The sequence below is a fragment of the Paraburkholderia sp. SEWSISQ10-3 4 genome (genome assembly GCF_030464785.1).
Taxonomy (GTDB): Bacteria; Pseudomonadota; Gammaproteobacteria; order Burkholderiales; family Burkholderiaceae; genus Paraburkholderia; species Paraburkholderia aspalathi.
The window spans coordinates 87,060-113,025 of sequence record NZ_JALPRI010000022.1; the positions used below are offsets into that span (position 1 = coordinate 87,060).

Annotated in this window: 21 protein-coding genes; 4 read left to right on the plus strand and 17 right to left on the minus strand. The window is 61.4% G+C overall.

Annotated elements, in window-relative coordinates; translation table 11 throughout:
* Positions 1-2: 2 nt before the first annotated feature.
* The 4 genes from M0D68_RS29735 to M0D68_RS29750 form a co-directional block, all read right to left on the minus strand.
* Entirely contained in the window at positions 3-1,745 is a 1,743-nt protein-coding gene (locus tag M0D68_RS29735; protein WP_266226173.1) for a cobalt chelatase, read from the minus strand.
* Complete coding sequence (locus M0D68_RS29740; RefSeq protein WP_266226174.1) at positions 1,745-2,734, minus strand: AAA family ATPase; 990 nt, start codon at positions 2,732-2,734, stop codon at positions 1,745-1,747. The genes M0D68_RS29735 and M0D68_RS29740 overlap by 1 nt, the downstream gene beginning before the upstream one ends.
* 145 nt (positions 2,735-2,879) lie before the next feature.
* Positions 2,880-4,184, minus strand: coding sequence for an MFS transporter (locus M0D68_RS29745; protein WP_200620297.1), 1,305 nt, complete (start codon positions 4,182-4,184; stop codon positions 2,880-2,882).
* A gap of 188 nt (positions 4,185-4,372) precedes the next feature.
* The gene (locus M0D68_RS29750) at positions 4,373-6,034 is read right to left on the minus strand and encodes a GMC family oxidoreductase (RefSeq protein WP_266226175.1); all 1,662 of its coding nucleotides are present in this window, start codon (positions 6,032-6,034) and stop codon (positions 4,373-4,375) included.
* A gap of 219 nt (positions 6,035-6,253) precedes the next feature.
* Between M0D68_RS29750 and M0D68_RS29755 the strand changes: the two genes are divergently transcribed.
* Complete coding sequence (locus M0D68_RS29755; protein ID WP_093632859.1) at positions 6,254-7,087, plus strand: IclR family transcriptional regulator; 834 nt, start codon at positions 6,254-6,256, stop codon at positions 7,085-7,087.
* A 94-nt stretch (positions 7,088-7,181) separates the two neighbouring features.
* Here the strand turns inward: M0D68_RS29755 and M0D68_RS29760 are convergent, their stop codons facing one another.
* The 8 genes from M0D68_RS29760 to M0D68_RS29795 all read right to left on the minus strand — a co-directional run bounded on the left by M0D68_RS29760 (position 7,182) and on the right by M0D68_RS29795 (position 16,957).
* The gene (locus tag M0D68_RS29760) at positions 7,182-8,609 is read right to left on the minus strand and encodes an amino acid permease (protein WP_093632860.1); all 1,428 of its coding nucleotides are present in this window, start codon (positions 8,607-8,609) and stop codon (positions 7,182-7,184) included.
* Positions 8,610-8,845: 236 nt separating this feature from the next.
* Complete coding sequence (locus M0D68_RS29765) at positions 8,846-10,261, minus strand: FAD-binding oxidoreductase (RefSeq protein ID WP_211706422.1); 1,416 nt, start codon at positions 10,259-10,261, stop codon at positions 8,846-8,848.
* A gap of 19 nt (positions 10,262-10,280) precedes the next feature.
* The gene (locus M0D68_RS29770) at positions 10,281-10,685 is read right to left on the minus strand and encodes a nuclear transport factor 2 family protein (protein WP_211706423.1); all 405 of its coding nucleotides are present in this window, start codon (positions 10,683-10,685) and stop codon (positions 10,281-10,283) included.
* Between the two features lie 260 nt (positions 10,686-10,945).
* Positions 10,946-11,911: a GTP-binding protein gene (locus tag M0D68_RS29775; RefSeq protein WP_266226176.1), complete on the minus strand. Its 966-nt coding sequence runs from the start codon at positions 11,909-11,911 to the stop codon at positions 10,946-10,948.
* A complete protein-coding gene (locus M0D68_RS29780) occupies positions 11,908-13,563 on the minus strand; it encodes an amidohydrolase (RefSeq protein WP_266226178.1) in 1,656 nt (551 codons plus the stop codon). The genes M0D68_RS29775 and M0D68_RS29780 overlap by 4 nt, the downstream gene beginning before the upstream one ends.
* A 38-nt stretch (positions 13,564-13,601) precedes the next feature.
* Positions 13,602-14,987 (minus strand): sodium:solute symporter, encoded by a 1,386-nt coding sequence (locus tag M0D68_RS29785; protein WP_266226180.1) that lies wholly within the window; start codon positions 14,985-14,987, stop codon positions 13,602-13,604.
* Between the two features lie 18 nt (positions 14,988-15,005).
* The gene (locus M0D68_RS29790; RefSeq protein ID WP_093632866.1) at positions 15,006-15,215 is read right to left on the minus strand and encodes a DUF3311 domain-containing protein; all 210 of its coding nucleotides are present in this window, start codon (positions 15,213-15,215) and stop codon (positions 15,006-15,008) included.
* A 362-nt stretch (positions 15,216-15,577) separates the two neighbouring features.
* Positions 15,578-16,957: an MFS transporter gene (locus tag M0D68_RS29795; RefSeq protein WP_266226182.1), complete on the minus strand. Its 1,380-nt coding sequence runs from the start codon at positions 16,955-16,957 to the stop codon at positions 15,578-15,580.
* A gap of 148 nt (positions 16,958-17,105) precedes the next feature.
* Between M0D68_RS29795 and M0D68_RS29800 the strand changes: the two genes are divergently transcribed.
* Positions 17,106-17,810: a helix-turn-helix transcriptional regulator gene (locus M0D68_RS29800; RefSeq protein WP_266226183.1), complete on the plus strand. Its 705-nt coding sequence runs from the start codon at positions 17,106-17,108 to the stop codon at positions 17,808-17,810.
* 289 nt (positions 17,811-18,099) lie between these two features.
* Complete coding sequence (locus M0D68_RS29805) at positions 18,100-19,488, plus strand: tetratricopeptide repeat protein (RefSeq protein ID WP_266226184.1); 1,389 nt, start codon at positions 18,100-18,102, stop codon at positions 19,486-19,488.
* Positions 19,489-19,524: 36 nt separating this feature from the next.
* On the opposite strand, the gene M0D68_RS29810 is transcribed toward M0D68_RS29805, so the two are convergent.
* The 5 genes from M0D68_RS29810 to M0D68_RS29830 all read right to left on the minus strand — a co-directional run bounded on the left by M0D68_RS29810 (position 19,525) and on the right by M0D68_RS29830 (position 24,725).
* Positions 19,525-20,358, minus strand: a complete 834-nt coding sequence (locus M0D68_RS29810) for a glycine betaine/L-proline ABC transporter ATP-binding protein (RefSeq protein WP_266212371.1) — start codon at positions 20,356-20,358, stop codon at positions 19,525-19,527.
* A gap of 23 nt (positions 20,359-20,381) precedes the next feature.
* On the minus strand, positions 20,382-21,350 hold the full coding sequence (locus M0D68_RS29815; RefSeq protein ID WP_093632871.1) for a proline/glycine betaine ABC transporter permease: 969 nt from the start codon (positions 21,348-21,350) through the stop codon (positions 20,382-20,384).
* Positions 21,351-21,441: 91 nt separating this feature from the next.
* Positions 21,442-22,479 (minus strand): ABC transporter substrate-binding protein, encoded by a 1,038-nt coding sequence (locus tag M0D68_RS29820; protein WP_266226187.1) that lies wholly within the window; start codon positions 22,477-22,479, stop codon positions 21,442-21,444.
* Positions 22,480-22,573: 94 nt separating this feature from the next.
* On the minus strand, positions 22,574-23,800 hold the full coding sequence (locus M0D68_RS29825) for a Xaa-Pro peptidase family protein (protein ID WP_200651281.1): 1,227 nt from the start codon (positions 23,798-23,800) through the stop codon (positions 22,574-22,576).
* 40 nt (positions 23,801-23,840) lie between these two features.
* Positions 23,841-24,725: a hypothetical protein gene (locus M0D68_RS29830; RefSeq protein ID WP_171926647.1), complete on the minus strand. Its 885-nt coding sequence runs from the start codon at positions 24,723-24,725 to the stop codon at positions 23,841-23,843.
* A 121-nt stretch (positions 24,726-24,846) separates the two neighbouring features.
* Between M0D68_RS29830 and M0D68_RS29835 the strand changes: the two genes are divergently transcribed.
* Positions 24,847-25,761, plus strand: a complete 915-nt coding sequence (locus M0D68_RS29835; RefSeq protein WP_266226189.1) for a LysR substrate-binding domain-containing protein — start codon at positions 24,847-24,849, stop codon at positions 25,759-25,761.
* The last annotated feature ends 205 nt before the right edge of the window (positions 25,762-25,966 follow it).

The following is a 25,966-nucleotide window of genomic DNA, read 5'->3' on the forward strand; positions in this document are numbered from 1 at the left end:
GGTCACCGTCTGCCGCCCTGCCCGCGTGCGCCGATCCAACCCGCAATCTCCGCGAACAGTTTCATGTCGGGCGGCACGGAAAGATCCACCGCGAGACAGCGACGGTAATACGGACTGAGATCCAGCCCGACGCCCAGACCCAGCACCTCTACATCGCGCGAGGCCTCATGGCGCGCCACGACGGCCTTGAGATGGTTGTCGAGATAGAAGGCGTCGTTGGCCTGGCCCGTCGCGCTGTCCATGGGGCTGCCATCCGAGATCACGATCAGAATCCGCCGCGCCTCAGGACGGGCGACGAGACGCGTGCAGGCCCAGTCGACCGCTTCGCCATCCACGCCCTCGCGAAACAGGTCCGCCTTGAAGAGCGCGGCAATGTCGGCGCGGGCGCGTCGCCAGCTCTGATCGGCGTTCTTGAACACCAGATGCGACAGTTCATTGAGCCGGCCCGGATGAGACGGCCGGCCCTGCGCCAGCCAGTCGAGCCGGGCGCGGCCGCCATTCCAGGCGCCGGTGGTAAAACCCAGCACCTCGGTGGTCACGCCGGCCTGGTCGAGCGCGCGCGTGAGGATGTCCACCATGATCGCCACCGGCTCGATATGCGCTTTCATCGAGCCCGAGCAATCGATCAGGAAACCGACTACGCAGTCGGCCACGAGCGTGTTTCGTTCCAGCCGGAACAGACGCCGCTCAGCGGGAGAACTAACCAGTTGGGCGAGACGCCGTCCGTCGATACGGCCATGCTCTTCACCGAACGACCAGCCATCGCGTTGCGGAATCGCCAGCGCCGCCTTCAACGCGTGCGCAAGCCGCGCCACGTTGATGCCCTGGGCAGCGACGCGTTCGTCGAGCCGCTCGCGAAACTCGCCAAGCAAAGCTTTACGGACCAGCGTGCCTGGCGAAATCTCGCGGTCGTAGCGCGCGGTATAGGCCCGATAACCCTGCTCCGAGGCCTCGAGCACGCGGCTTCTGCCGGTGAGCGCAACGGCCATGTCCTTGTACTCGTCGTCCTCGACGTCGAACCAGAGCGAGAACGCTGTGCGCGGGGCTTTGTCGTCGCTCTCCTGCTGGTCATCTTGCGCATCGTCCAGCGCCTCGGCGCGGGCGGTTCGGATCATGTCGCCCACCAGCCTCGCCAGTTCGAGCGCATGGACAGCGAACGCGCCCTGGTCCTGTCGATGCCGGCGCAAACCGGCCAGCGAGACGCCGACCACCGGCGCGATCGCCGCGCGCGTGGCTTCGATCAGGCCTTCGGTTTGTTCGAGCACAGGCCAGCCCGTCAGGCGCGACCATGCAATCTGGGCCACGGTATACAGGAGGATACCGAGGTGGTCTTCAGCGAGCCCGGAGCGATAGAAAGCCAGCGACCAGGCCTCGAAACGATCGCGCAGATTCTGCACCAGACCCGGCATGCCAGGCGGCGTCTGTGTCTCGCACCGTAGTTGCTCGAGCAGTTCGAATACCAGTCGCTCGACACGGTCCGTCGGGCATAGCCGGCCATGCAGCGCCGCATCGGAGTGTATGAGTCGCAAGGCTGCGCCGTCGGCGGCGCCGCGCAGGGACGTGAAATCGTCCTGCTGCGGATCGGTGCGCAGATGCGGTGCGTGCAAGGGCAAAGGCCGCAGGTCGCGGCACAAACGGCCTTCGCGGTAATGCAACGTGGCGTCGCCTGTGAGCGCACGCACGGTCGCGGCGCACAGGGCCTCGCGTTGCTCCGCACGCAGCGTCGCTTGCCTGTCCGACGTCATCAGCGGATGCCCGCAGCGTGGTCTTCCGCCTTGGCCGCCGCCTCGAGTTCAGTACCAAAGCAGCGCTGAAAATACTCGGCCACGATCGACCTCTCCGCTTCATCGCATTTGTTCAGGAAGGTCAGGCGAAATGCCATCGCAGGATCACGGAAAATCTGGCAATTCTCCGCCCAGTTGATCACCGTGCGCGGCGACATCAGCGTCGACAGGTCGCCACTCGCAAAGCCCTTGCGGGTAAGTTCCGCCACGCTCACCATCGACTCGATCAGCGCACGTCCCGCCTCGTCAGCAAGCTCCGGTACCCGTGCAAGCACGATGCCGGCCTCTTCCGCGCGCGGCAGATAGTTGAGCGTGGCCACCACGTTCCAGCGATCCATCTGCGCGTGATTCAGCACCTGCGTGCCGTGATACAAACCGTTCAGATTGCCCAGTCCTACCGTATTGGTGGTGGCGAACATGCGGAAATACGGATGCGGATGAATCACGCGATTCTGGTCGAGCAACGTGAACTTGCCGTCGCGCTCGAGAATGCGCTGGATCACGAACATCACGTCCGGGCGCCCCGCATCGTATTCGTCGAAGATCAGGGCGACCGGGCGCTGCAAGGCCCATGGCACGATCCCCTCCTGAAACTCGGTGACCTGAAGATCGTCGCGCACCACGATCGCGTCTTTACCGACCAGATCGAGGCGGCTGATATGGCCATCGAGATTGACACGCACGCACGGCCAGTTGAGACGGGCCGCAACCTGTTCGACGTGCGTCGACTTCCCGGTGCCGTGCAAGCCCTGCACCATCACCCGGCGATCGCGGCTGAAGCCGGCCAGAATCGCCAGCGTCACTTCCGGATTGAAGCGGTAGACCTCGTCGATCTCCGGCACATGGTCGTCGCGCTCGCTGAAAGCCGGCACCATCAGGCTGGAATCGATGCCGAAAACGGTTCGTACCGCGACCATTCTGTCGGGTTTGGCAGTCACGAAATCAGTCACTTCATTCTCCTCCCCGCTGCGGGGACGTTCGCTCGGCGCCGCCGGATCATGTTACTTTTCGGTACATTTTGTTCCGTTTTTATTATAAACAGAATCCCACGTCCTGGGCAGCACCTCGCCCACATCAAACCGGCAGGCCGCGCCATCAACGCACGGTCGCCATCTCATCGAAGGGTTTCGTGCGCCGCTCCATCGCTCGCGCCGCCCATGCCGAGAGCAGCGCGGACAGAATCACGTAGCCGCACACATACCAGGGCTTGCCGCCGTCGAGGCGCAGCAGCGCCGTCGCAATGATCGGCGTGAGGCCGCTCGCGAAGATGCCCGAGAACTGATACACGAACGAGATGCCGGTATAGCGCACCTCCGGATCAAACAACTCGGCAAAGAGCGCGGCTTCCGGACCGTAGACCATCGCGTAGAAGATGCCGAACGGGATCACCACGCCGAGCCAGACGCCCAGCGTATTGCCGGACTGCGTCTCCATCAGCCAGAACGCCGGCAGCACCGAGGCGCCGCAGATCAGCGAACCCCAGCGATACACGCGCGCACGTCCCATCAGGTCCGACATCCTGCCGAAGAAGGGGATGAAGAAGCACATCACCATGGCCGCGATCATCACGCCGGTGAGCGCTTCCGTGCGGCTCATCGAAAGACGCTGTGTGAGGTAGCCGATCATGAACACCGCGAAGATGTTGAAGAACACCCCGTCGATCCAGCGCGCGCCCATGCCGAGCAGCACCGAACTACGGTAGCGCGTGATCATGTCGACGAACGGGATTTTCACGTCGCGGCGGTTGCGCTTGAGCGCGAGAAACTCAGGCGTCTCCATCACCTTGAGGCGGATGTAGAGGCCGAGCACGACGAGCAGCAACGAAGCGCCGAACGCGACCCGCCAGCCCCAAGAAAGAAACGCCGCTTCCGGCAGCAGCCGGGAAATGCCCGCGACAATGCCCGACGCGAGGCACAAGCCGATCGACAAACCGATCTGCGGCAAGCTCGCGTACAGACCACGCCGGTTCGGCGGCGCATATTCATAGGCCATCAGCACCGCGCCGCCCCACTCGCCCCCGAGCCCGATGCCCTGCAACACGCGCAGGAAGAGCAACAGAATCGGCGCCCAGATGCCGATCTGATCGAAGGTCGGCACGAAGGCAACCCCTGCCGTCGAAACCCCCATGATGATCAACGTGCAGATCAATGCGGACTTGCGTCCGACCTTGTCGCCGAAGTGACCGAAGATCACGCCGCCGAGCGGCCGCGTGATGAAGCCGACGGCGAATGTGCCGTAGGCCAACATGGTCGAGACGAGCGGATCGTGAGCGGGAAAGTAAAGCTTGTTGAACACAATGCCCGCGACGACGCCGTACAGAAAAAAGTCATACCATTCGACCGTCGCGCCGATCACGCTCGCGAATGCAACGCGGCGGATAACCCGCTTATCGATTGCCATAGCGCCTCCTCCAATGGATGGCCGCGTGCCGTCCCGGCAACGCAGCACATTTGGGCCCCTGTCTGTCTCCTCCTGGGGCACGAATTCCGCCGCCTGCACGCTGCTTTTATCGACTTCGGATGCAGCGAGTCAGGTAGCGATCGTTTTACTTCTTGTGGCCACTTCGCTTCGTTGTTTCTGCTGTTGCTTCAGTATTGCGCTTCCATGCTCCGCGATTGCACTTGCCCAGCCGGAAGATCGCCGGCGCGGGCATCCTCGAGAATCATGCTGGACGCCTTCTCAGCGACCATCACGATCGGTACGTTGGTATTGCCGGAGACCAGCGTCGGCATGATCGAACAATCGACCACCCGCAAGCCTTGCGTGCCATACACGCGCAATCGTTCGTCGACTACCGCGCCCGGATCGCTCGCGACGCCCATCTTCGCAGTACCCGACGGATGAAAAATCGTCTGACCGTATTCGCGGCAAAAATGCAGCAACTCGTCGTCGCTTTGCGCTTCCCGGCCCGGCCGCACTTCGCGTTTCATCAGCGATGCCATGGGCTCCGTGGCGGCGACGCGGCGTGCGAAACGCACACCCGCGACCGTCGTGCGGCGGTCGAGATCGGTTGCCAGATAGTTCGGCTGGATCGACGGGGCGTCACGCATGTCGCTCGTGCGGATCCGCACGCTTCCGCGCGACTCCGGCCGCAACTGGCAAATCGAATAGGTGCAGCCGGGAAATGCGTGGACGTCGCCGCCTGCGGTATCGGCTGAGAGCGTGGAGAAGTGGAACTGGATGTCGGGCGTTTTCGCCTCATCCGGCAATGCGCGGCAGAACATGCCGCCCTGATTGATGCCGACAGACAATGGCCCCTCGCGAAACAGCGCCCATTGCAGCCCCATCTTTGCGCGGCCCGTCCAGGAGTGCAGCAGGTCGTTTGTTGTCATCGGCCGCGTCACTTCATAGGTCAGACGAACTTGCAGGTGGTCCTGCAGGTTTTCGCCGACACCGGCTCGATTGGCGACCACCGGAATACCGAGCTCATTGAGCAATTTTGCCGGCCCAACGCCCGACACCTGCAGCAATTGCGGCGACTGCAGCGCGCCTGCGGTCAGCACCACCTCGCGGTGCGCACGCACTTCGTGAACCTTGCCGTGCTGCACATAGCGAACACCCGTAGCACGGGTGCCTTCGAAGAGGATCTTCGACGCCAGCGCGTTGGTCTCGATCAGCAGATTCGGACGGCTACGCGCGGGCTTGAGGTAAGCGACGGCCGTCGAACACCGCCAGCCACGTCGAGTGGTCAGCTGATAGTAGCCGACGCCTTCCTGATCACCCTGATTGAAGTCGTCGACCGTTGGGACGCCCAGGCGATTTGACGCCGCGATGAACGCGTCCACGAGTTCGTGGCGCTGCTTGATCGTGGAGGCCCACAACGGGCCGTTCACGCCACGTGTCGGCGACTCACCCAGTTCGTTGTGTTCGAGCCGCCGGAAGTATGGCAGGCAATCCTTCCAGCTCCAGCCGCGATTGCCGAGCGCGGCCCAGTGGTCGTAATCCTCTTTCTGACCGCGAATGTAGATCAGCCCGTTGATGGAACTTGAGCCGCCCAGCGTGCGCCCGCGCGGCCAGTACAGCTTGCGGTCGTGCATGTTCGGATCCGGGTCGGTGTAGAAGCCCCAGTTGTAGACCGGATGAAACATCGTTTTGCCGTAGCCGATCGGGATATGGATCCACAGAAAACGGTCGGGCGGCCCGGCTTCGAGCAGGCACACCGAGTAGCGGCCATTCTCGGAGAGGCGGTTGGCCAGTACACAGCCGGCCGATCCCGCGCCGACGACCACGTAGTCGAAACTCCGTACCATTGATGTCTCCGTGCTGCTGGCTTTGTTTTTAAAACCGGATCATTTCGTACCAATTTATTGGATGGCAGTTTCGACTTCAAGCAAATCCGGTTACGATTGAATAATCCGGTACGAAAACCGACTTTTTCGTTTCACTATTCAATCTGTCCGCGCGCGTTCATCCGGGTTGTCACTGATCCGTTCGGGCTGCATTTATCGTCATCCGCTTCGGGAAGGACAATGAGAGACACCACGCATCTCCCCTCACCCGCTCACGAACCCGCCGACGACACCCGCGTCCTGCGTGCGCTCAGCGTGCTGGAGCAACTTGCGTCCGCCGGACAACCGTCCTCGCTCTCCCAGTTGTCCTCACGTCTGCAGATTCCGAAGGCGACCCTGATGCGCCTGATCGAGTCGCTCGAAGCACGCGGTTACGTCACGCACATGCCGGATTCGCGCGGCGCCGATCGCGCGATTGCGCTCGGGCCGCGCGCCGCGCAGCTCGCCCTGACCACGCTCGCAAACAGCACGTTTACGCGTGCGTGCCGCTCGTTGCTGCGCACGCTCGTGGAGTCGCTCGGCGAGACCTGCAATCTCACCGTACTCGACGGCGATACCGTGCTGTACGTCGAGCGTGTCGAGACGAGTGAACCTTTGCGTCTGCATATGCAACCGGGCACGCGCGTCCCGCTTCATTGCACCGCCAGCGGCAAGCTGTTTCTTTCGCAGATGAGCTCGGCCGAGCGCGGACTTGTCATCCGGCGTTTGCCGCTCAAATCGATGACGTATCGCACCCTGACCGATATCGATCTGCTGGAAGCGGAACTCGACCGCCTCGCCATGCGCGGCATCGGCGTCGACAACGAGGAATTCGTGCGCGGGATGGTGGCGGTCGCGGTGCCGGTGCGCAATGTCGAAGATGGCCGCGTGCTCGCGGCGCTGGCCGTTCATTCGCCCACGGCGCGTTCCAGTCTTGAGGATCTCCTGAAAGCGGTGCCGAAGCTCAAGGAGATCGCCGTGCGCATCGGACCACTGCTCCAGCCTGCTGCGGCGACGGTGACCGCGACAAAGTAGCGACGCCGCGCCCCCAACCTCTCATTAGCAAAGCGCGGCGGCGATCGCGAACGACCCACCGCCGCACATCAAACAGTCCCCTCCTGGACAAGCCTCAGTGAGTACGCGGCCGATAGTCCACGAATTCCGGCTCAGTTGACGCTACGCCGCTTTTCCGGGCCCGCCATACATACGCCACAAGCAGCACGCCGAGACTCACCACCCCGAGCCACAGCGGCGTGCGCTGGTCCGGAATGAACGCCATCGCCACCAGAATGCCGATCATGCCGACGATCGCGAAGCAGGTCAGATACGGATAGCACCACATCCTCACGCGCAGCATCTCCGGCGCCTCGCGCTCGAGCCGGGCGCGCAGTTTCAACTGCGACACGGCGATCAGCACGTAGACGAAAATGGCCACCGTGCCGTATGAATTGACAAGGAATGCGAACACCGTGTCGGGCGATACGTAAGACATGACGACCGACACATAGCCGAACAAGGTGCCGATCAGAATCGCGCGAACGGGAACGCCGCGGCGATTGACCTTGGCAAGCGCAGCCGGCGCATCGCCGTGGCGAGTCAACGCAAACATCATCCGCGATGCAGCGTAAAGACCGGAATTGAGTGCGGACAGCACCGCAGTCAGCACGATCGCATTCATGACGTTCGCGGCGGCCGGAATACCCATCGCATCGAGCGCGCTTACATACGGTGTCGCCATCTTCGGCGAGTCCCACGGCACCAGCGCCACGACCAGCAGAATCGAGCCGACATAGAAAATCAGCACGCGGGTGATCACCGAATTGGTGGCTTTGGCGACGGCCTTGACCGGCTCATGTGCTTCAGCGGCGGCAATCGTGACGATCTCGGCGCCAAAGTAAAAACCGGTCGCGGCAACTGCGCCGCTCAGCACCGGTCCGATCCCCTTCGGCATCAACCCGCCATGCGACAGCAGCGTCGGCATCACCGAGGTGGTATGCATCGACGCAGGCCACAGACCCAGAACGTAGAGCGCGCCGAGGAACAGGAACACGATGATCGCCGCCACCTTGATGGACGCGAACCAGAACTCGAACTCCCCGTAGCTGCCCACCGAGATCAGGTTGGTCGCGGTCAACACGACCAGCAGCACGAGACTGATCGCCCATGCCGGCGTATCCGGCAGCCAGAATTGAACCAGTTTCGCGCCGGCCACCGCCTCGACGGCCACGACGATGACCCAGAAATACCAGTACATCCAGCCGGTCAGAAAGCCGGCCAGTTTGCCCGGCCCGCGCTTGCCCGCAAAGGCGAGGCGCGCGTATTCATAAAACGAACCCACCGCCGGCATGGCGCACGCCATTTCTCCGAGCATGCGCATGACGAGCACAATCAGGCCGCCGGTAATCAGAAACGACAGAACTGCCGCCGGGCCGGCCTGCTGGACCACCACGCCGCTGCCGACAAACAGGCCCGCGCCGATCACGCCGCCTAGCGCGATCATGGTCATGTGGCGCTCCTTGAGGCCGGTCTTCAGTTCACTCTTGTTCGATACCTGCATGTCACCTCCACATCCTGTTGATGGCGGCGCCTGTCGTGCGGGATGCGAAGCTGCGCGCATTCCCGGAACCTGAGCGCCGTCAATTCGGATCGAGCGAGGACGCTTGCGCGTTTCGCTGCATCGTGTCTTTTCTTATGATTTAACGCGCAGACCTGTCTGGCTGCGCAACGCCGTGCAAGTGACGCACGACGGCTGGCGAATAACGTGCCGCGGGTGGCGCGGCACGCAGGCCGCGTTCAAGGTTTCTCGTCGCGCCGGAAATACAACTGGTAGAGCATCCGTTGTCCAATGCGACGGAACGGCGCGAACGGATGGCCGGGCAATGGAGACGTGAAGATCGGCAACGTCTGCTTCGACCCTTTACCTGCAATCCGTTCGGCAAGGCGTCGCCCCGCCTGCTGGGAATATGACACACCGTTGCCACCATAGCCCAGTGCGTAAAACACCGACTGTTTCGGATCCGGCTGGCACACGCGCGGCATCATGTCGTGACTCACATCCACCCAACCCCACCATGAATAGTCGATCTGGACACCGCGCAATGCCGGAAACTTGCGGCCCATCCCTTCGATAAGCAACTCGTAGTGGCGTGGATTCGGCGCATCCGCACCGGTGATCGCGCTACGACTGCCGATCTGCAGCCGGTTGTCCGGCAGGAAGCGGTAGTAGAAACGCAGCGTGCGCGTATCGGTGAGCACCTGGGTCGTTCGAAAATTGCAGGCGGCGATTTCCTGCTGCGTGAGTGGACGCGTCACCATCGAATTCGACAGGATCGGCATCACCCGGCTCGTCAGGGAAGGATGAAGGTCCGGCGCCGTGTACGCGCCGGTTGCAATACCCACGGAGCGGGCCCGCACGACGCCGCCTGGCGTGCGCAGATGATGGATGCCGTTGATGGTTTCCCAGCCGATCACCGGGCTCGCCGGATGAACGCGTGCGCCGGCTTCGCGTGCGAGCCGCAGATAGCCATACGCGAGCTTCAACGCATGGATGCCGATACCTTCGGGTTCATGGAGCGCGCCGGCCGCCTCGCAATCGTTGACGTATTCGCGGCGCAACGTGGCCTGATCGATAAGCTCGGATGGATAACCGAAAACGTCTTTCCAGACTTTGGCTTCGGCGGCGAGTTTGTCCATCATGCGCGGCCGGTGCGCAATCAGAAAGTGGCCACCCGGCTGCGGATCGCAATCTATTTCGGCCACCAGGGACTTGAAGTTGTCGAAGCCTTCCTGGATCTCGTCGTGCATTTTCAACGCGACGTCTTTGCCCCAACGCTCGATCCATTGGGAACGCGACAGGCGTCCCGACGCATTCTGCCCTTGTCCGCCATTGCGGCTGCTGCAGCCCCAACTGGTTTTGTTGGCTTCGAGCACCACAGCCTTGATACCATGCTCGCGCGCGAGACACAGCGCCGTCGCTAGCCCCGTATACCCTGCGCCGATGATCGCCACGTCCACGTCGATATCTTTCGTGATCGGACCATCGTCCGGCGGCGGCGTGCCGGCTGTCGCGGCCCAATAGGTCGGCGCGTATTGCTTGCCGTGCCCCGGTCCCGGCGAGACCAGCGGGTCGTATCTCGGGTCATACTGTGTTGCGCTGTCCCGCCCTGCAGACAAACCTTCGCCGACCCGTGTGATGACACTTTGCTCCATGAGAAGCTCCTCGTCGGCGTCAAACGTTCTGCTTGGGACGTTCCTTGCGGAACGCGCGCTTGACTGCGATCAGACCATCGCGGAACTCGAAGAGATCGCACCCTTCTGCTTCGATGCGCCAGCCTTCCGCATGCGTCCCCGTGAATACCCATTCGGACACACCGCGTTCCCCGATGACGTAGTGACGGCCCTTTCCCCAATGCGCATCCGGGAAGGTCTTGAACACCGTTTCGAAGGCTGCGCGCACCGCGTCGCGACCGACGAAGCGCGCGCCGTAGACTTCGTTTCCGCCGGCGGCGTCGAACACACAGTCTTCGGTCATGAAGTCCATCAGCGCATTCGCATCGTGACGATTGAACGCGGCAGAAAATGCGGCGAGCGTGTCCGCGGTGACTTTCGATGCGGACGTTTCTGTTGTGGCCATGCAATGTCTCCTGCTTGGTGAATTGGGTGCGACTCGTGAGCTTGCCTAAGCGGCGATCTCTTATGGAAAAGTGTAAGTTTGGTGACCACTCGACGGTAGGGCCAGTGCGCTGGTTTCGCCTGGTGCAGCGTGTGTCGGGGAGACGCGGGTTGACTGGCCTCGAACCGGGTTTTCGGAATCGGGCCGTTGGGGGCTTGGGGGCCTTACTGTGCCTGACGTGCCGGGCGCGATGATCGCGGCACGCTCGCGCGAGGCTGACGCTAGTTCAGCACTTGCGTGCTTTCGAGGCAGCGCTTCACGGTACGCTCGTCTTCGTCGCTAAAGCGACCGATCAGAACGATCGTCGATTCGCCCGCTGCGTGACCCGCGAACGGCGTGATCAGAATGCGACCACCGACCACATGAAGCTCCTGGGGAGAAGCATCCTGGTCGAGCCATACGATGCCCTTCGCCCGCAATAGCGGGACCGTCAACGCGCGAAACACGTCCTTGAGTTTCTTCCTGTCGAGGCGAAAGTCCGAGCGGAAGGAAAAGCTGCAGATGCCCTGATGGCTATTGAGGTGCCCGCTCGGCGCGAGAGCGGGCCCACCGGTGCGATGACGAGGCGCGACACTCGCGTCGAAAATCAACTCCAGCGGGATGGACCCGTTTGCGGATTCGAGCAGGATAGACGTGGTCGCGAGCGCCAACACCGCTTCCGTCGCTGCAACCTTTTCCTTCTCGGTTACAAGGTCGGTCTTGGTGAGCACAAGGGCCGTCGCACCCGCAGTCTGCCGGCGCACAATATCGCCGACATACGGATCAAGCAAGGTCGCACCGATCCGCTCTGCATCCACAGCAACGATGATCCCGACCAACCTGAATGCCCGGTCGAGCAGACCGATCTGCGCGATCTTCACGGGATCGGAAACACCGCTGGCTTCGATGATCAACAACTCAGGACGCTCGGGACGCGCGCTGATTTTCACGAGCGCATCGACGAGGCGACCGCCAATCGAGCAGCAAACGCAACCATTCTCCAGATTGATGACGTCGTCCGTGCGTTCGCGAATCAATGCGGCGTCGATATTTATATCGCCGAAATCGTTGACCAGCACCGCCACCCTGCGCTGCCCCGCATTCGAGAGCACATGATTAAGCAGAGTCGTCTTTCCCGCACCGAGATAGCCGCCGAGCACCACCAGCGGAATGGGTGGCCGAACGCCAGACTGCGTCACGTCGTTCATTTTGCCGGCGACTGAAACACACGGCCGCCCAGCACCGTGCCCCACACTTCGACGTCCTTCAACTGCTCGGGCGCGACCTCGGTCGGGTCGTCCTCAAGCACGGCGAAGTCCGCGAATTTGCCCACCTCAATGCTGCCGATCAGATGCTCCATCTTCAGCGTATAGGCGGCTCCCAGCGTAACCGCGCGTAATGCGTCCGCCACGGGGATACATTCGCTCTCACCCAGCACGCGACCGCTGGCCGTCTTGCGCTGCACTGCGCACCACGCTGTGAATAGCGGACTCAACTGCGTAATCGGCGCATCCGAATGAAAGGCATAGGGAATGCCCAGACGCCGCGCCGTTCCCGCGGCGTTCATGCGGTTCGCGCGATCGGGGCCCATGGTCTGTGCGTAGTGGGCATCGCCCCAGTAGTAGATATGGTTGGAGAAAAAGTTGATGCACATGCCGAGTTTCGCCGCGCGGGCCAACTGGCTCGCGTCGGCCATCTGACAGTGCTGCAGCGTGTGGCGGTGGTCGCTGCGTGGACAGGCGTCGAGCATCTTCTCGATCGCGTTCAATACGACCTCGGTGGCTTCGTCGCCGTTGGTATGAATATGAAGCTGCAGCCCCGCGCGGTGAAACGGCGTAAACACTTCTTCCAACTGGCTCGGCGGAATCAGCCACAAGCCGTTCGGCTGGCCGCCAACATAGCCCGGCCATTTGAGCCGCGCCGTAAAGCCCTGAATCGACCCGTCGACGATAAATTTAACCGGGCCAAACCGCAATTTCTCCGTGCTGCCGTGAACGGCCGACAGTACTTTTTCGACGCCGTTATCAGGGCTTCGCTGCGGAGCAAAGGCGGGCACGATTCTGACCGGATACTGCGGGTCGGCTGTGACTTCGCGCAGGTTGCGATTGCCCAGCGCGGACAGATCGTTGACCAGATCCGTCGCGGTGGTCACGCCCGCGAGTTGCGCGACCTTGCCGAAGTTCCAGATGGCCTCGGTCTTTTCGCTCGCCGCGATGGAAAGCTGGCTGCCTATCACCTGATACACCGGGAACATGGCGGCGAATTCCTGCAGCTCGCCGGTTGGCCGGCCTTCGCTATCCTTGTCGATCCCGTCGATGTCCGTGTCTTCGTCAATACCGGCGAGCGCCAGCATGGCGGAGTTGACGTTCATCAGGTGCACACTCGCGTGCAGCACGACAATGGGGCGGCTCGCGGAAACGGTATCGAGTTCTCTAACCGACAGACGGCTCGCGCCGAAGAAGATCGGATCGAAGCCCCACGCGAGCAGCGGCGCCTCAGCATCCGTCATGACGCGTTGCGCTTCGGCCAGCCGTTCGATTACCTCGTCAAGTGTTCTTAGTCCTCGCCACAGTTTGCCGTCAGGGCCGCGCCGGTCGTAGTAGCCGAGATACACGGCATCCCACATGGCGCCTTCCATCAGATGGCAATGCCCTTCGACGAGACCTGGCATCAGTACCTTGTCCTGGAACGTGTCGACGATCTCAGCCTCGCCCCAGCGGCTCACGTCCTCCAGATTACCGACGGAGAGAATTCTGCCGTCTCGCACGGCAACGTGCGTGGCCTGCGGCTGGGCCGGATTCATCGTCAGAATTTTTCTGGCAACGAAGACGGTGATGGGACCTCGTTCAATCGAATTCATGGATAGCTGTTCTTTGGTTGAGGACACAGGCCGAACGATCAGGACAGTGCATGCACCGGCTTACGCTTCCAACCATGGTTCAGCACGGCAGTCACCGCAATATTGATCACGAGACACAGCAGGCCCAGGTTGAATCCGCCGAGATCGACATGAAGGATGTAAAGGATGATCGCGAGTATCTGGCCAGTCAGAATACCCGTTGCAACGGCGGCTGGTTTGACTCGAAGCGAAAACAGAATGACCATCACGCCCGGGAAAAACTGGGTCACGCCGTAGTACGCGGTATTGATTAGCGTGAGCATCAGATTCGGCGTCAGCAAGGTCATCACAATCGAGACGAGCAGATAGACCACGATCACCGTTTTCGCGGTGGTTTTCTGCCTGCTCTCGGGCATCTTCGGCAACAGATTGCGCGTCACGAGCGGGCCGATAGCGAGGCAGATACCCGTCAGCACCAGCAGACCCGACAGCGCGGCGCCGGCCGCAACCAGGCCCAGCAACCAGCCCGGCAGCAGCCGGATCGCCGCCGCAAAGAACGCTTCATTCGGCGACGTGAGGTGCAGGTTCTGACTGATCGCATAGTACGAAGCGATAACCAGAAACGGATACATCAGCATGTACAGCGGCATGGCGACCTGAGTGCGCCGGATCGTGTTCGGACTGGTGGCCGTAAAGAAGACCTGCACGGCGAACGGCATCACATAGAACCCCAACGACTGGAACAGCATGGTGCTCATCGAAAACGTCAGTTGACTGGCGTTCATGCTGTTGCTGACGTGCAGGCTCGCCGCATGAAAGACTTCCGTGACGCCGGATTCCCACGAAACCGCGAGTCCGGTGATCACGATCGCCACGACCATCAGCACGTCTTTCAGGATCGCGATGTAGGCCGACGCCCGCACGCCGGAAATCGCGATGTAGGTGAATGCCAGCATCGCTGAAATCAGAATCAGATAGAGCGGCTGGAAGTTCCAGCCGAGGCCTTTGAACGCGGCAACGAGTCCCGTGAATTGCAACTCGCCCCAGGGCAGCAGGAACAGAATCGCCGATCCGGCGACGATCACCTCCAGCGCACGGTTGCCGAAATAGCCTTTGAACAGGTCGGGCAGCGTAATCGCGTTATAGCGTTTGCCGGCCTCCCAGATTTTCGGCCCGATGAAATAGCCGACGGGATACGCCAGCAGGATGTATCCCAGGAACCAGACTCCATACGTGGGGCCCTTCGCATAGATGCCGCCTGGAAAGCCAACCATCGTGCCGATACTGTAGATTTCGCCCGCAGCGAGAAAGAACACCAGATACGCGCCAAACTGCCGGGACGCGACAAAGAAGTCATGAACGCTTTGCGCGCCATGTCCTTTCTTGGACCGTATCGCCAGATACAGCGAAAAGAGAATCAAACCGAGAAAGACAACGGTGGACATCCTGGCTCTCCTGCTGCTTCAGTGGGTTTGCGGATCGGCTTCTTCCGCGCGACGATCGAACAGACGCCAGCACACCTGCAGGCAGATGGACGTCAGGACAAACCACGCGAAAATCCACGCATAGATGAACGGCACGCCGAAGACGAATCGATCGACCGAAGCGACCCAGGGCAGCAGGCCTATCACACCGATATAGGGGATGCCGATCCCGATCAGGAACTTGAGCATGAAGTCTCCGTCTGCTTTTCGTAAGCGATGAAATCGTCTCTGCTGAATCCGCCTGCCAATGCAGGACTGGCCCGGGGTAGCGGCGCTCCGCGGCGAGCGGATGTGGCACGGCGGCCATAGCAGATGAGTTCAGTATCGGTGGCCGAAAATGCACCTGACTAGTACCAGCGATAATAAATCGCCTGGTCCACATGAGGGGCCATGAGCGGGCATTGCACCCGCTTCTACGAATGTGGCCAGGTCGTTTTTACGTGACTAACGCGATCAACCGGCAACGCAGCAGCCAAGCTGCTCACGAGATGTTCGAGCCGGCGAAGCGCCGATACTGCCCAGCGCGCCGCTCTTTTTACGGTTCGTCCCGCTTACCAGGCATCGCTGCCCGCATAACGCGCCGCCACGGCCAAAGCGACACTCCAAACCAGCGCGCCCAGCAGCGACAGGCCGATCGCCAGATACACCGCCGTGCGAATCCCCACGTCGGCTGGCTGGATCGCGCTCATCAGCGCGCCGAAGATCGCGACGCCAAAAGCGGCCCCTGTCTGCCGGCTCGCATTGAGCACGCCCGCCCCGACGCCGGCACGCGCCTTGTCCACTGCTGTCATCAGCGCAGCGGTCGCCGCCGGCGAAATCACCCCCGCCGCGAAACCAACGGCGGGAAAACAAAGCGCAATACGCCAGTACGGCGCATCGTCCGCGAGCGCGACGAGCCCAACGAAACCCACTGCATACAGCAGGAAGCCGGCACAAACGAGCCGGTGCGCACCATACGTCCGGTTCAACGCGCCGGATGCAAAGCTGCCGATGGCCACCATCACGGTCAGCGGCAGGAATGCGAGGCCGGTCTGCAATGGCGACCATCCGCGGGCAGACTGGAAGTACAAGCTCAACAGGAAAAACAGGCCATAGAAAATCAGACCGGAAATCAGCGAAACGAATGCCGACGCTGAAAATACTGGACTACGAAAGAAGCCCAACGGCAGCATCGGTTGTTTGCGCCTGCCCTCGACCAGCACGAATGCAACCCAGGCGGCAAGCGCAATCACCGCACCCGCACGTATCGCGGCCGCCTGCCATCCGAGCTTCGCCCCCTCGATCAGCACGGCTACCGACGCGCCAAGCGCAACAACGGCAAGCAGTTGCCCGGCGACATCCATCGACCTGTCCGAGCTGGGCGGCCGCACCGAAGCGACGCGCGTAGTCAGCCACGCGCCGATCAGCGCGATCGGCACGTTGACCAGAAAAATGCTGCGCCAGCCGAGCAGATGAGTCAGTAGACCGCCGGCGAGCGGCCCCGCCGCCATCGCGATACCGCCGCACCCGGCCAACACGCCGATCGCGCTGGCGCGCTGCCGGGCAACCGGAAAAGCATGATTGATCAGGGTCAGCGAACACGGCACCAACAATGCCGCGCCGATACCTTGCAATACCCGCGCGACCACCAGAATCTGCAAATCCGGCGCCAACCCACATAACGCCGATGCGCAAGCGAAGACCAGCAATCCGGCGAGATAGACTGTTTTAGCCCCGATCCGGTCGCCTAGCGCGCCGCCGCTCAGAAGCAGGCTGGCAAACGTCAGCGTGTAAGCGTTGACCACCCACTGCAGCCCGGCAATATCCGAACCCAGACTGGCCGCAACCGGCTCAAGCGCGACGTTTACGATCGACGTATCCAGGATGACAATGACGTAGCTGAGGCTCGTCGCAATCAATACCCGCTTCTGATATTCACGTTCATCGTTCAAGAGTTTCAGCCCCTATTTTCTGCTTCGCCGTTGACTATAAGGCGACCCACACAGAGAATGCTTCGGGCTGTATCGAAGTATGCGTACGGACAACTGTTCACCTGCCGGCAGGCGTCGCTCACGCATCAATGACGGACATTGCACATAAATGGGTCAGCACAATATTTCGAGCGTTGCACACCTGATCGCCGAACCGGTTCGTTCGGTGATGCTGATCACGCTCGCCGACGGCAGCACCATGTCGGCCGGCGCGCTTGCAGCCGCGGCGGGCGTGACTGCTCAGACCGCCAGCTCGCACCTCGCCAAGCTGCTCGACGGCGGCTTGCTGAGCGTGGAAAGCAAGGGCCGGCATCGCTATTACCGGCTCGCCGGCGCGCACGTTTCGCACGTGCTTGAAAGCCTCGCGTCGGTTGGCCCGGTCACCCCGGCGTGGCGCAATACGCCGAATCGCTCGGCGCAGGCGCTGCGTTTCGCACGCTGCTGCTATGACCATCTGGCGGGCCAGATCAGCATCGCGGTGACGCAAAGCATGCTCACGCGGGGTTTCATCGTCGAGGCGAGCGAGCGCCGCTACGCGCTCACCACATCCGGCCATGTGTGGCTGCAGCAGCTCGGAATCGATATCGGCGAGTCGCCGATCGGCGAAACGGAACTGGCACGTCAATGTCTCGATTGGACCGAGCGGCAGTTTCACGTCGCGGGGCCGTTAGGCGCCCGGCTCATGGATGCCTTTCTCGCGTGGGGCTGGGTGCGCAAGTCTTCCACCACGCGATCGGTGGCCGTCACGGCGCTCGGCTGGGATGGACTCAAGACGCACTTCGGCATCGTGCGCGAGACAGTCGAAACTGGTTAAAAGCGTCAGGTCACGTAGACCGCTCAATTGTTAAATCCTCGCCTCGCAGCTTCGTTTTGTTGAAGCCGGCTCACCGAGGGGAGGCAACATGCACGCACCGAGACATCATCGCGGAGCTGATCGCCCGCCGCATCTGAGAGCGGTCAAGCCAACCCATCAGTCGCACCCGGGATCCGGACCCGAGCCGGAACAGAAACCCAGGCAGAAGCCAGGGCCGACGCCCAAGGAAACGGGCACCCCGCACGAAGACCGTCTTGCGAAGCTCGCAACCTTCACGTCCAACCTGCGCATGGTTTCGCTGAACCTGCTGCTTCTGATCGGCGCATGTCTTGCCGGCGCCGTGCTGTGGAAACTGCTCTCCGCACGCGAGACCGTCATCGAAAATATCTCGGTTCCCGAGGAAATCGCCAAAATCGGCTACTCCAGCGAAGTGGTCCAGTCACTCGTCGCGGGCCAACTGATCGCCCTCGAAGAGCGCGCAGCAGACGTGATACCCGCCTCCGCCAAAGAAGAAATCAGGCTCGATTCCGACATGCCGGACTTCTCGGTGCCCGGCACCTCCATTTCCGCAAAGACGATCCTGCAATACGTGCGCGAGGCGCTGCCGCTTCCGGTTTCGACCATCTCAGGCAGCGTAACCTGCGCCAAAGACCTCTGCACTCTGCACCTGGTCCTGGTGGAACGCGGCCACGTTTATAATTTCGACACGGACGAAAGCGCAATCGCCGATCTGAAGAAAAAACTCCCCAAAGTCGCCATTGATGTGCTGAAGAAGCACAGTCCTTATATCTACGCCTCGTACCAGTCGGCCGAAGCCCAGACGCGCTGCTACGATGACAAGAAAGCCTGCGATTTTTCCGAGCCTGAGCGGATATTTTCGAGCATCGTCAACGCCGGAGACGAACAGCCGAACTACAAATGGGCCCTCCTCGGACTCTCGAAGATCAACGAGGCGAACCACGATTACAAAGGCGAAGTCAACGCGGTCAGCCGACTATCCACCGAATACCCGTCGTCCTGGAGCTTCTATAACTGGGGCGTCGCGCTCAGCGAGCTCGGTTGCCACAAACAGGCGATCGGCGCGTTCGAACGATCCATTGCCTTGCATTCGTCACGGGAGGCGGCGTTCAATGCAATTGGCCGCGCCTGGCTGGCACTGGCGAGGCAAGCACCTGACCGCCATTCCGCCGAAGCGGAGTCCGACCTGCAAAATGCGCGCGACGATTTCCATATCGCCGTTTATCTGAAACCGGACTATCAGGAAGCGCACGTCAATCTGGCGGAGTCGCTCAAGCTGCTCGACGATGACAGCGGCGCGCGCCGCGAATACTTGAGCGCCATCAAGATGGATCCGACACGCGCGGGGCTCGCCTATGCCAGGTACGCCGAACTGGTCCGGAATCCGAAAGAGCGGAGTGAGCTCCTCGGCCTTGCAAGCTGGGCCGACAGCTTGCACAAGGAATGCCGCGCGAGTAACTCGACCTCACTGCTCGAGTCGCAAGGTTGCAGCGTCGCCATGCGCGCGGAATCAACTCACTTCGCTGACACAGGAAGTTATGCTGGAATCGTGACCGTTGCAGCGACGGCGGCTTCGGCACCCGACTGCCAAAGCCTCGCGGTCGATGACATACTCGGGCCCAAAGATGGCTTGCCCGACATTCCGGAGATTGCACCGTAAAATCGGGCGCAGCACCCCGCGCATACAAGCACTGTATCAATGGCTGACTGCGCCGCGATCCGAGCGGCGCTCGACAAAACGCCTCACGTAGTCATCCGCGGGGCGCGTCAGGATCTCGTTGGGCGTCCCTTCCTGCACGAGTTTGCCGTCGCGCAGAATCGCGATGCGGTTGCCGATCCGCAGTGCTTCGTCGAGATCGTGCGTGATAAATACGATGGTCTTCTTTAGTGTTGCCTGCAGTTGCAGCAACTGGTCCTGCATTTCCGTGCGAATCAGCGGGTCGAGCGCGGAGAATGCTTCGTCCATCAGCAGGACGTCCGTATCCGCGGCAAGCGCACGGGCCAAGCCGACCCGCTGACGCATGCCACCGGATAACTCGTCCGGATAGTGTTCGTCGTAGCCGTTCAGGCCCACCTTGCCGAGCCAGACACGGGCTTTCTCATTGGCTTCGGTCTTGCGTTCGCCACGCACACGCAATGCATACGCCGTATTGTCGAGCACGGTCTGATGCGGCAACAGTCCGAAATTCTGGAACACCATGCTGACCTTATAGCGGCGCAGGTCACGCAGGCCTTGCGCGCCGAGCTTGATGACGTCCGAACCGTCGATCACGATCTCGCCCGCAGTCGGCTCGATCAGCCGGTTGAAATGGCGCACCAGGGTCGACTTCCCGGAACCGGACAGCCCCATGATCACGAAGATTTCGCCCGCGCCGATATTCAGGCTGACGTCGTTCAAGCCGACGTTGCAACCGGTCTGTGCCAGCACATCGGCTTTGCCCTTGCCGCTTCTCAACAGGTCGAGCACGCGCGCATGACTGGCCGGCGGACCGAAAAGCTTGTACACGTGGTTGACTTCAATCGCTGCCATGTCGCTCTCCTCGCTTTTTCCAGTCATTTGGCCGTGCGGGTTTCGAGCCCGCCATCAGCCGCCGATGTTTCATCCGTATTCGCGCTGCCCACACGATAAGGAATGCGCGAAGCCGCCCGGGCCTTTCTGCGCTGCGCTAATACCCGTCGCGCACGACGGTCCTGTCCATAGCCCTGGCTGATACGGTCGATCACGATTGCGAGGATCACGATGGCAATACCCGCCTGCGTCCCCTTGCCCACGTCGAGGGTCTGAATGCCGGCGAGCACATCTTCGCCGAGGCCGCGCGAACCGATCATCGAGGCGATCACCACCATGGAAAGCGCCATCATCGTCGTCTGGTTGATGCCGGCCATGATGCTGGGCCGCGCCAGCGGCATCTGCACGTTCACCAGCAATTGCCAGCGCGTCGTGCCGAAGGCGCGCGCCGCCTCCACCACCTCGCTGTCCACATGGCGAATGCCGAGATCGGTCAGGCGAATCAGCGGTGGCAGCGCATAGATGATGGTGGCAAGGATCGCCGGCACCTTGCCGAGGCCGAACAGCATTAGCACCGGAATCAGATAGACGAAGCTGGGCAGCGTTTGCATGACGTCGAGCGTGGGTAACAGCACGCGCCGCAGCCATGCGCTGCGCGAGGTGAGAATGCCGAGCGGCACACCTAGCGAGACCGACAGCACCGTCGCCACCAGCATCAACGCGAGGGTCTGCATCAGCTTTTCCCAGAGGCCGAAACAACCGATCGCATAGAGCAGCAGCATGAAGAAGCCGGCAACGCTCAGGCGCCGCGTTGCATTCCACGTCACCGCGCCGACCGCCAGCAGGATCAGCCACGGCGGTAGCGCGCGCAAAGCGCCTTCGAGCGGCACGAGCACATAGCGTAAGAGCGCAATGCTGAACTGGTGAAAGCTGTCGCCGTAGCGGGTCACGAACGATTGCACGGCGTCGTTCACCCAGTCGGCAATCGAAAGATGCAGAAAAAACGAATGCATGACCCCTCCTCCACTACACGTACACCACCTGCAGTCCGGCACGAAGCCGCAAGACTTCGTGCCGTCGAAATCCGCCTGACGTTACCGCCTGTCAGGCGCCAGCGAGTCCGGCCTGCACTTTCGACGCGACGTCGGCAGGCACCCATTGCTTCCACATCTCCGGATGCTCGCGCAGGAATTGCGTGGCCATGGCCGAGCCGTCGAGTTTCTTCGTGCTCATCTCGAGGATGGTGCTGTTGAGGAAGTCCATCGGAAACTTGACCTTGCCGAGCATCGACACGAGTTGCGGGTCGGCGTCGTAGAACGGCGTGGATACGCCTACCGTGACATGCGAGACCATGTACGAGGAGGCGCATTGCGAGGTACTGCTTTCGTCGCGCAAGGTTTTCCAGCATGCGTCGTTATAGGCAGGCATCTTCAATTCGACGAACCTGTACTTCGCCATTAACGCGGCCGGGCCCCAGTAATAGAACACGATCGGCGCGCCACGCTGGTAAGCGGAAGCGATAGCTGCATCGAGCGCGGCGCCGGTGCCTGGGTGGAAGTTGGTGTAGGTCGCATCGAGATTCAGCACCTTCAGCAAGCGCGTGTTGACCCGCTCGCAATCCCAACCCGTCGGGCAGTTTAGAAAGCGGCCCTTGTCCGGTTCCTCGTCGTCGGCGAATACGCTCTTGTACTTGGGCAGGTCAGTCACTGAAACAAGACCTGCTGCGAGCGGCTTGATGCCGCGTTTGGGATCGCCCTTCACCACGTATTCCGGCACGAACCAGCCTTCCTTCGTGCCGCCCGGCAAGGTGTCGCCCACCAGCTTGACGCTGCCCGAGGCCACAGCCTTCGCGGTGATCTCGCTGCGCCCGGTCCATTGTTCGGCCCATACCTGCACGTCGTTGTGCGCGAGCGCAGTTTCGGTGGCTGCCGTGCTGCCGGGCACGACATCGGTCTTGCAGCCGTAACCCTTCTCCAGAATCTGCCGCAGCACTTCGGTCGCAAAGGAGCCGCTTTCCCACGTAATGCCGGCGAAATGCACCGTCTTGCCCTGCGCGCACCAGCTATCCGCAGCGTGCGCGGTGACGCCGGTCAAAGCCATGGCGGCGGCGCACAGCACCGTCCGAAGTTGTCTGAATTGCATCGTCGATCACCCTTGGAGCGTTGAATTGCAATGAGCCGGCATGTGCGAGGGCCTTGGCCCTTGCCTCACATGCCGATGAGGACACGCCATGCGCTCAGGCGAGCAGGCGCTTCTCGAACGGATAGTCGGACAGCAGTTCCACGCGGCCGTCATCGCGCACATACACCTGCTCTTCCAGCTTGACGCCTTCGCCGCCATCTTCATGGCCGATATAGCTTTCGATGCACAGCGTCATGCCGGGCTCGATCACGCCGTCATAGCCCTTGGCGTCGTTGTCCTCGCGATGGACGATGTACGGATACTCGCCGGTCATGCCGACGCCATGCGCAAGCGCGAAATAGCGGCGCGCCTGATAAGGGCCGGGAATCTTCCAGGCCTTCGCAATGAACTCCTGAAACGTCGTGCCGGCGCGCACGTTCTCCATATTCGAATGCACCTGTTCGTAGGCGAGTCTGTAGAGCGTTTTCTGTGCTGTCGTAGCGGGAGCGTCGCCGCACAGGAAGGTGCGCGAGAAGTCCGCGTAATAGCCGAAGCGCCCCACGACGTCCGTATCGAGGCCAACGAGCTCGCCTGTCTGGATCTTGCGCGGGCTGCTTTCCTGGAACCACGGATTGGTGCGCGGACCCGAGCTGATCAAACGTGTTTCCACGTAGTCGCCGTCCGTTTCAATGATGTGCTTATGCAGATGCGACCAGAGTTCGTTTTCGCTGATGCCGGGCACGAGTGCGGCCTCCAGCTTACGCACGCCCTCTTCCGCGGCACGCAGCGATGAACGGATCATCTTGATCTCGTTCGGCACTTTGATCGAGCGGGCCCGTTCGAGCGGTTCCTGTGCGTCGCTGATCTGATAGCCGCGCGCTTGCAACGCAAAAGCCGCCGCCGACGTCGCGCTCTCGATGGCGATGCGTTTGCCGCCGCCGCTCTGCTTGACCAGCTCGTCGATTTCGTCGGCCCAGCGTTCGGTGACGCGGCCCAGCATGTCGTCGCAGAAGTAATAGGAAATCGCGGTAGCGGGCCGCACTTCGTCGACGGTGTCGAGCCCGTCGGCGAGAAAATCACAGCCGGCGTATTCGAACAGCACGACCTTGCCTTCGGCCGGTACGAACAGATAGCGCGCCGGGTTGCGCATCGAATAGACCTGCATGTTGCGCGAGCCGGTCGCGTAGCGCATATGCGTGGGGTCGAACAGGATCGCGGCGGTCAGATCGCGCTTCTTTAGCTCGCGACGTACGGCGGCAAGCCGGTCACGCTGGATCTGCGCGATTTCCTCCGCAGTGGGTTCGCAATCTTCCGGGCGGTGAGTCGGGCGAATAATCGTCATGTTTTCGAAGGGGACGTGGGATGGTTTTAGAAAAACAGCTTCAATCGACGAGGTTGTCGGCGCGCACGAGCCGCTGCTCGGCTTCCAGATGCATTTCGGACACCCGTCCATACAGTTGACGCGTGCGTTCGAGCCTGCCGATCACACCGGGCTTCTGCGAGTACGCGAAGATCGCGGTATGCCGGTCGATGCCGCCCTGCACCTTGGTGACGCGGTGCAATGAAAAACGTCCTTTGAACAGTTGCAGATCGCCGGGCTGCAACGTGATCACATTGATCGGCGCACGAGTCTCGCCGCGCACCACGCTGCCGACGTCGCCATAGTTCTCGCCTTGGGGAGAACGGATATTCGGGCAATACTCGAAATCGCCACCCGCTTCCGGCTGTTGCGTCATCATCGAGACGATGAATTCGTTGGTATCGTAGTGCCACGGCTGTTCGGTGCCCGGCGGCATGACGTTCTGAACCAGCCCGGCATAAGGGTCCGCGTATTCCCAGACACGCGCTTCTCCGAGGCAGGCCGCAACGAAACGCTTCATCGCCTGGGCAACATAGATGCGATGCACGATCGCGTCGGCGGGAATCACATCGCGGGTGACGAAGCCGCTGGTGCGGTCCATGAAGACGCGGCGCGGATCGTCGGCGGGCAGCGACGGATCGTCCGCCGTGAAGTAGGCGTTGACCTTACGAGTCGAAAAGTAGGTCTTGGCCGCCAGCGCGACACCTTCGGCCCGCGCCTGGACGAGCGCCTCAGGCCGCAGAAAACCATGCAGCACCGCGCTGCCGTTGCCCGCCAGGTGGGCGCGGCAGCTTGCGATCAGCTCACGCATACGGGGGTGGTCCGGATCGTGCAGCGGATAGCGCCCGGTATCGACGATGTCGCTCAAATCGTTGCATTCGGCATCGGCAAGAGGAAGTACTGACACGGCGGGACTCCAGATTAGGGGTTCAGACTGATTTGTGACGCGAATTGTTTTCGACAACAATCACCTCACTGACGCCCCCATGTTTTGATCGCCAAATTTCTTTGGAAAGCGAGTAATTCCGATGGCTTCCATCAGCGGACCCGATTGGTCGAAACTGAGTTCTCTGGACCCCGAACTGGTGCGGGCGTTCGTTGCCGTGGTCGATAGCGGCGGGTTTACCGCGGCGGCCAAATTGCTGCACCGCACACAGTCGACCATCAGTCTGCGAATCCGCACGCTGGAGGACCGGTTGGAAACGCACATGTTTCTGCGTAACAGCCGGCGGTTGGCTTTGTCGCGCGATGGCGAGAATTTTTTGATTCACGCCCGACGGATTATTCAGGTGCAGAACGAGGCGATTGCTGCGCTGAACCGGAGCAATAGTGATGGGGTGATCCGGTTTGGGCTGCCTGAGGACTATGCGGAGTTATGGCTGCCTGAGTTGCTGAAGAAGTTTTATGCGCTGAGGCCGGGTGCGCGGCCGCATATTCATTGCCGGATGTCGTTGGAGTTGCTCGAGCGGTTGCAGGCTGGGGAGTTGGATCTGGCGCTAGTGGTGCGGCATGGGTCGCAAACCAGTGGGCGGCATCTCGGGCGTGAGGAGGTGGTGTGGGCGGCGCATCGGGATTTTGTTCTGGAGCCTGGGGTTCCTGTGCCGTTGGCTTTGTTTCCTGAGACTTGTTGTTATCGGCAGCGGGGGCTTGAAGCGCTTGCCGCGCTTGAGCGGCAGTATCAGGTCGTTTATACCAGTCAGAGTCCTACTGGGATTAAGGTTGCTGTTAATCATGGGGCGGCTGTTACGATTATTGATCGGTGTACTTTGCCGGATAATTGGCGGGTTTTGGGGGTTCAGGATGGGTTGCCGGTTTTGCCTGCGGCTGATCTGGAGTTGCATCGGGCTTCGGTTAATCGGGATCCTGCGGTGGATGTGTTGGCTGGGTTGATTGAGGAGATGGTGGTGGAGAGGCGCAATGTTGGTGTGGGGGTTGCTGCCTAGCTTTTGCTGGTTTGTTGCCTGCGTGGCGCTAGATGTCAGTGTTTTTAGGGCTTTGGCCTTTCCTTGATTTGTTAGTGGTCTATTAGTGTTGCCCCTGTGCGGGGCGGCACTCACTTTCTTTGCCGCCGCAAAGAAAGATAAGCAAAGAAAGCGGCTAGAGGCCCCTGCTAAGCGGGTCCCGCAGCTCGCTCACGGTAGTGGTGCG

What these genes read in the sequence shown, in the direction of transcription:
- M0D68_RS29765 (WP_211706422.1), bottom strand. Translation starts at nt 10,261, where the DNA reads ATGGAGCAAAGTGTCATCACACGGGTCGGCGAAGGTTTGTCTGCAGGG.
- M0D68_RS29745 (WP_200620297.1), bottom strand. Translation starts at nt 4,184, where the DNA reads ATGGCAATCGATAAGCGGGTTATCCGCCGCGTTGCATTCGCGAGCGTG.
- M0D68_RS29820 (WP_266226187.1), bottom strand. Translation starts at nt 22,479, where the DNA reads ATGCAATTCAGACAACTTCGGACGGTGCTGTGCGCCGCCGCCATGGCT.
- M0D68_RS29755 (WP_093632859.1), top strand. Translation starts at nt 6,254, where the DNA reads ATGAGAGACACCACGCATCTCCCCTCACCCGCTCACGAACCCGCCGAC.
- M0D68_RS29770 (WP_211706423.1), bottom strand. Translation starts at nt 10,685, where the DNA reads ATGGCCACAACAGAAACGTCCGCATCGAAAGTCACCGCGGACACGCTC.
- M0D68_RS29735 (WP_266226173.1), bottom strand. Translation starts at nt 1,745, where the DNA reads ATGACGTCGGACAGGCAAGCGACGCTGCGTGCGGAGCAACGCGAGGCC.
- M0D68_RS29835 (WP_266226189.1), top strand. Translation starts at nt 24,847, where the DNA reads ATGGCTTCCATCAGCGGACCCGATTGGTCGAAACTGAGTTCTCTGGAC.
- M0D68_RS29790 (WP_093632866.1), bottom strand. Translation starts at nt 15,215, where the DNA reads ATGCTCAAGTTCCTGATCGGGATCGGCATCCCCTATATCGGTGTGATA.
- M0D68_RS29780 (WP_266226178.1), bottom strand. Translation starts at nt 13,563, where the DNA reads ATGAATTCGATTGAACGAGGTCCCATCACCGTCTTCGTTGCCAGAAAA.
- M0D68_RS29810 (WP_266212371.1), bottom strand. Translation starts at nt 20,358, where the DNA reads ATGGCAGCGATTGAAGTCAACCACGTGTACAAGCTTTTCGGTCCGCCG.
- M0D68_RS29760 (WP_093632860.1), bottom strand. Translation starts at nt 8,609, where the DNA reads ATGCAGGTATCGAACAAGAGTGAACTGAAGACCGGCCTCAAGGAGCGC.
- M0D68_RS29805 (WP_266226184.1), top strand. Translation starts at nt 18,100, where the DNA reads ATGGTTTCGCTGAACCTGCTGCTTCTGATCGGCGCATGTCTTGCCGGC.
- M0D68_RS29750 (WP_266226175.1), bottom strand. Translation starts at nt 6,034, where the DNA reads ATGGTACGGAGTTTCGACTACGTGGTCGTCGGCGCGGGATCGGCCGGC.
- M0D68_RS29775 (WP_266226176.1), bottom strand. Translation starts at nt 11,911, where the DNA reads ATGAACGACGTGACGCAGTCTGGCGTTCGGCCACCCATTCCGCTGGTG.
- M0D68_RS29800 (WP_266226183.1), top strand. Translation starts at nt 17,106, where the DNA reads ATGGGTCAGCACAATATTTCGAGCGTTGCACACCTGATCGCCGAACCG.
- M0D68_RS29785 (WP_266226180.1), bottom strand. Translation starts at nt 14,987, where the DNA reads ATGTCCACCGTTGTCTTTCTCGGTTTGATTCTCTTTTCGCTGTATCTG.
- M0D68_RS29825 (WP_200651281.1), bottom strand. Translation starts at nt 23,800, where the DNA reads ATGACGATTATTCGCCCGACTCACCGCCCGGAAGATTGCGAACCCACT.
- M0D68_RS29815 (WP_093632871.1), bottom strand. Translation starts at nt 21,350, where the DNA reads ATGCATTCGTTTTTTCTGCATCTTTCGATTGCCGACTGGGTGAACGAC.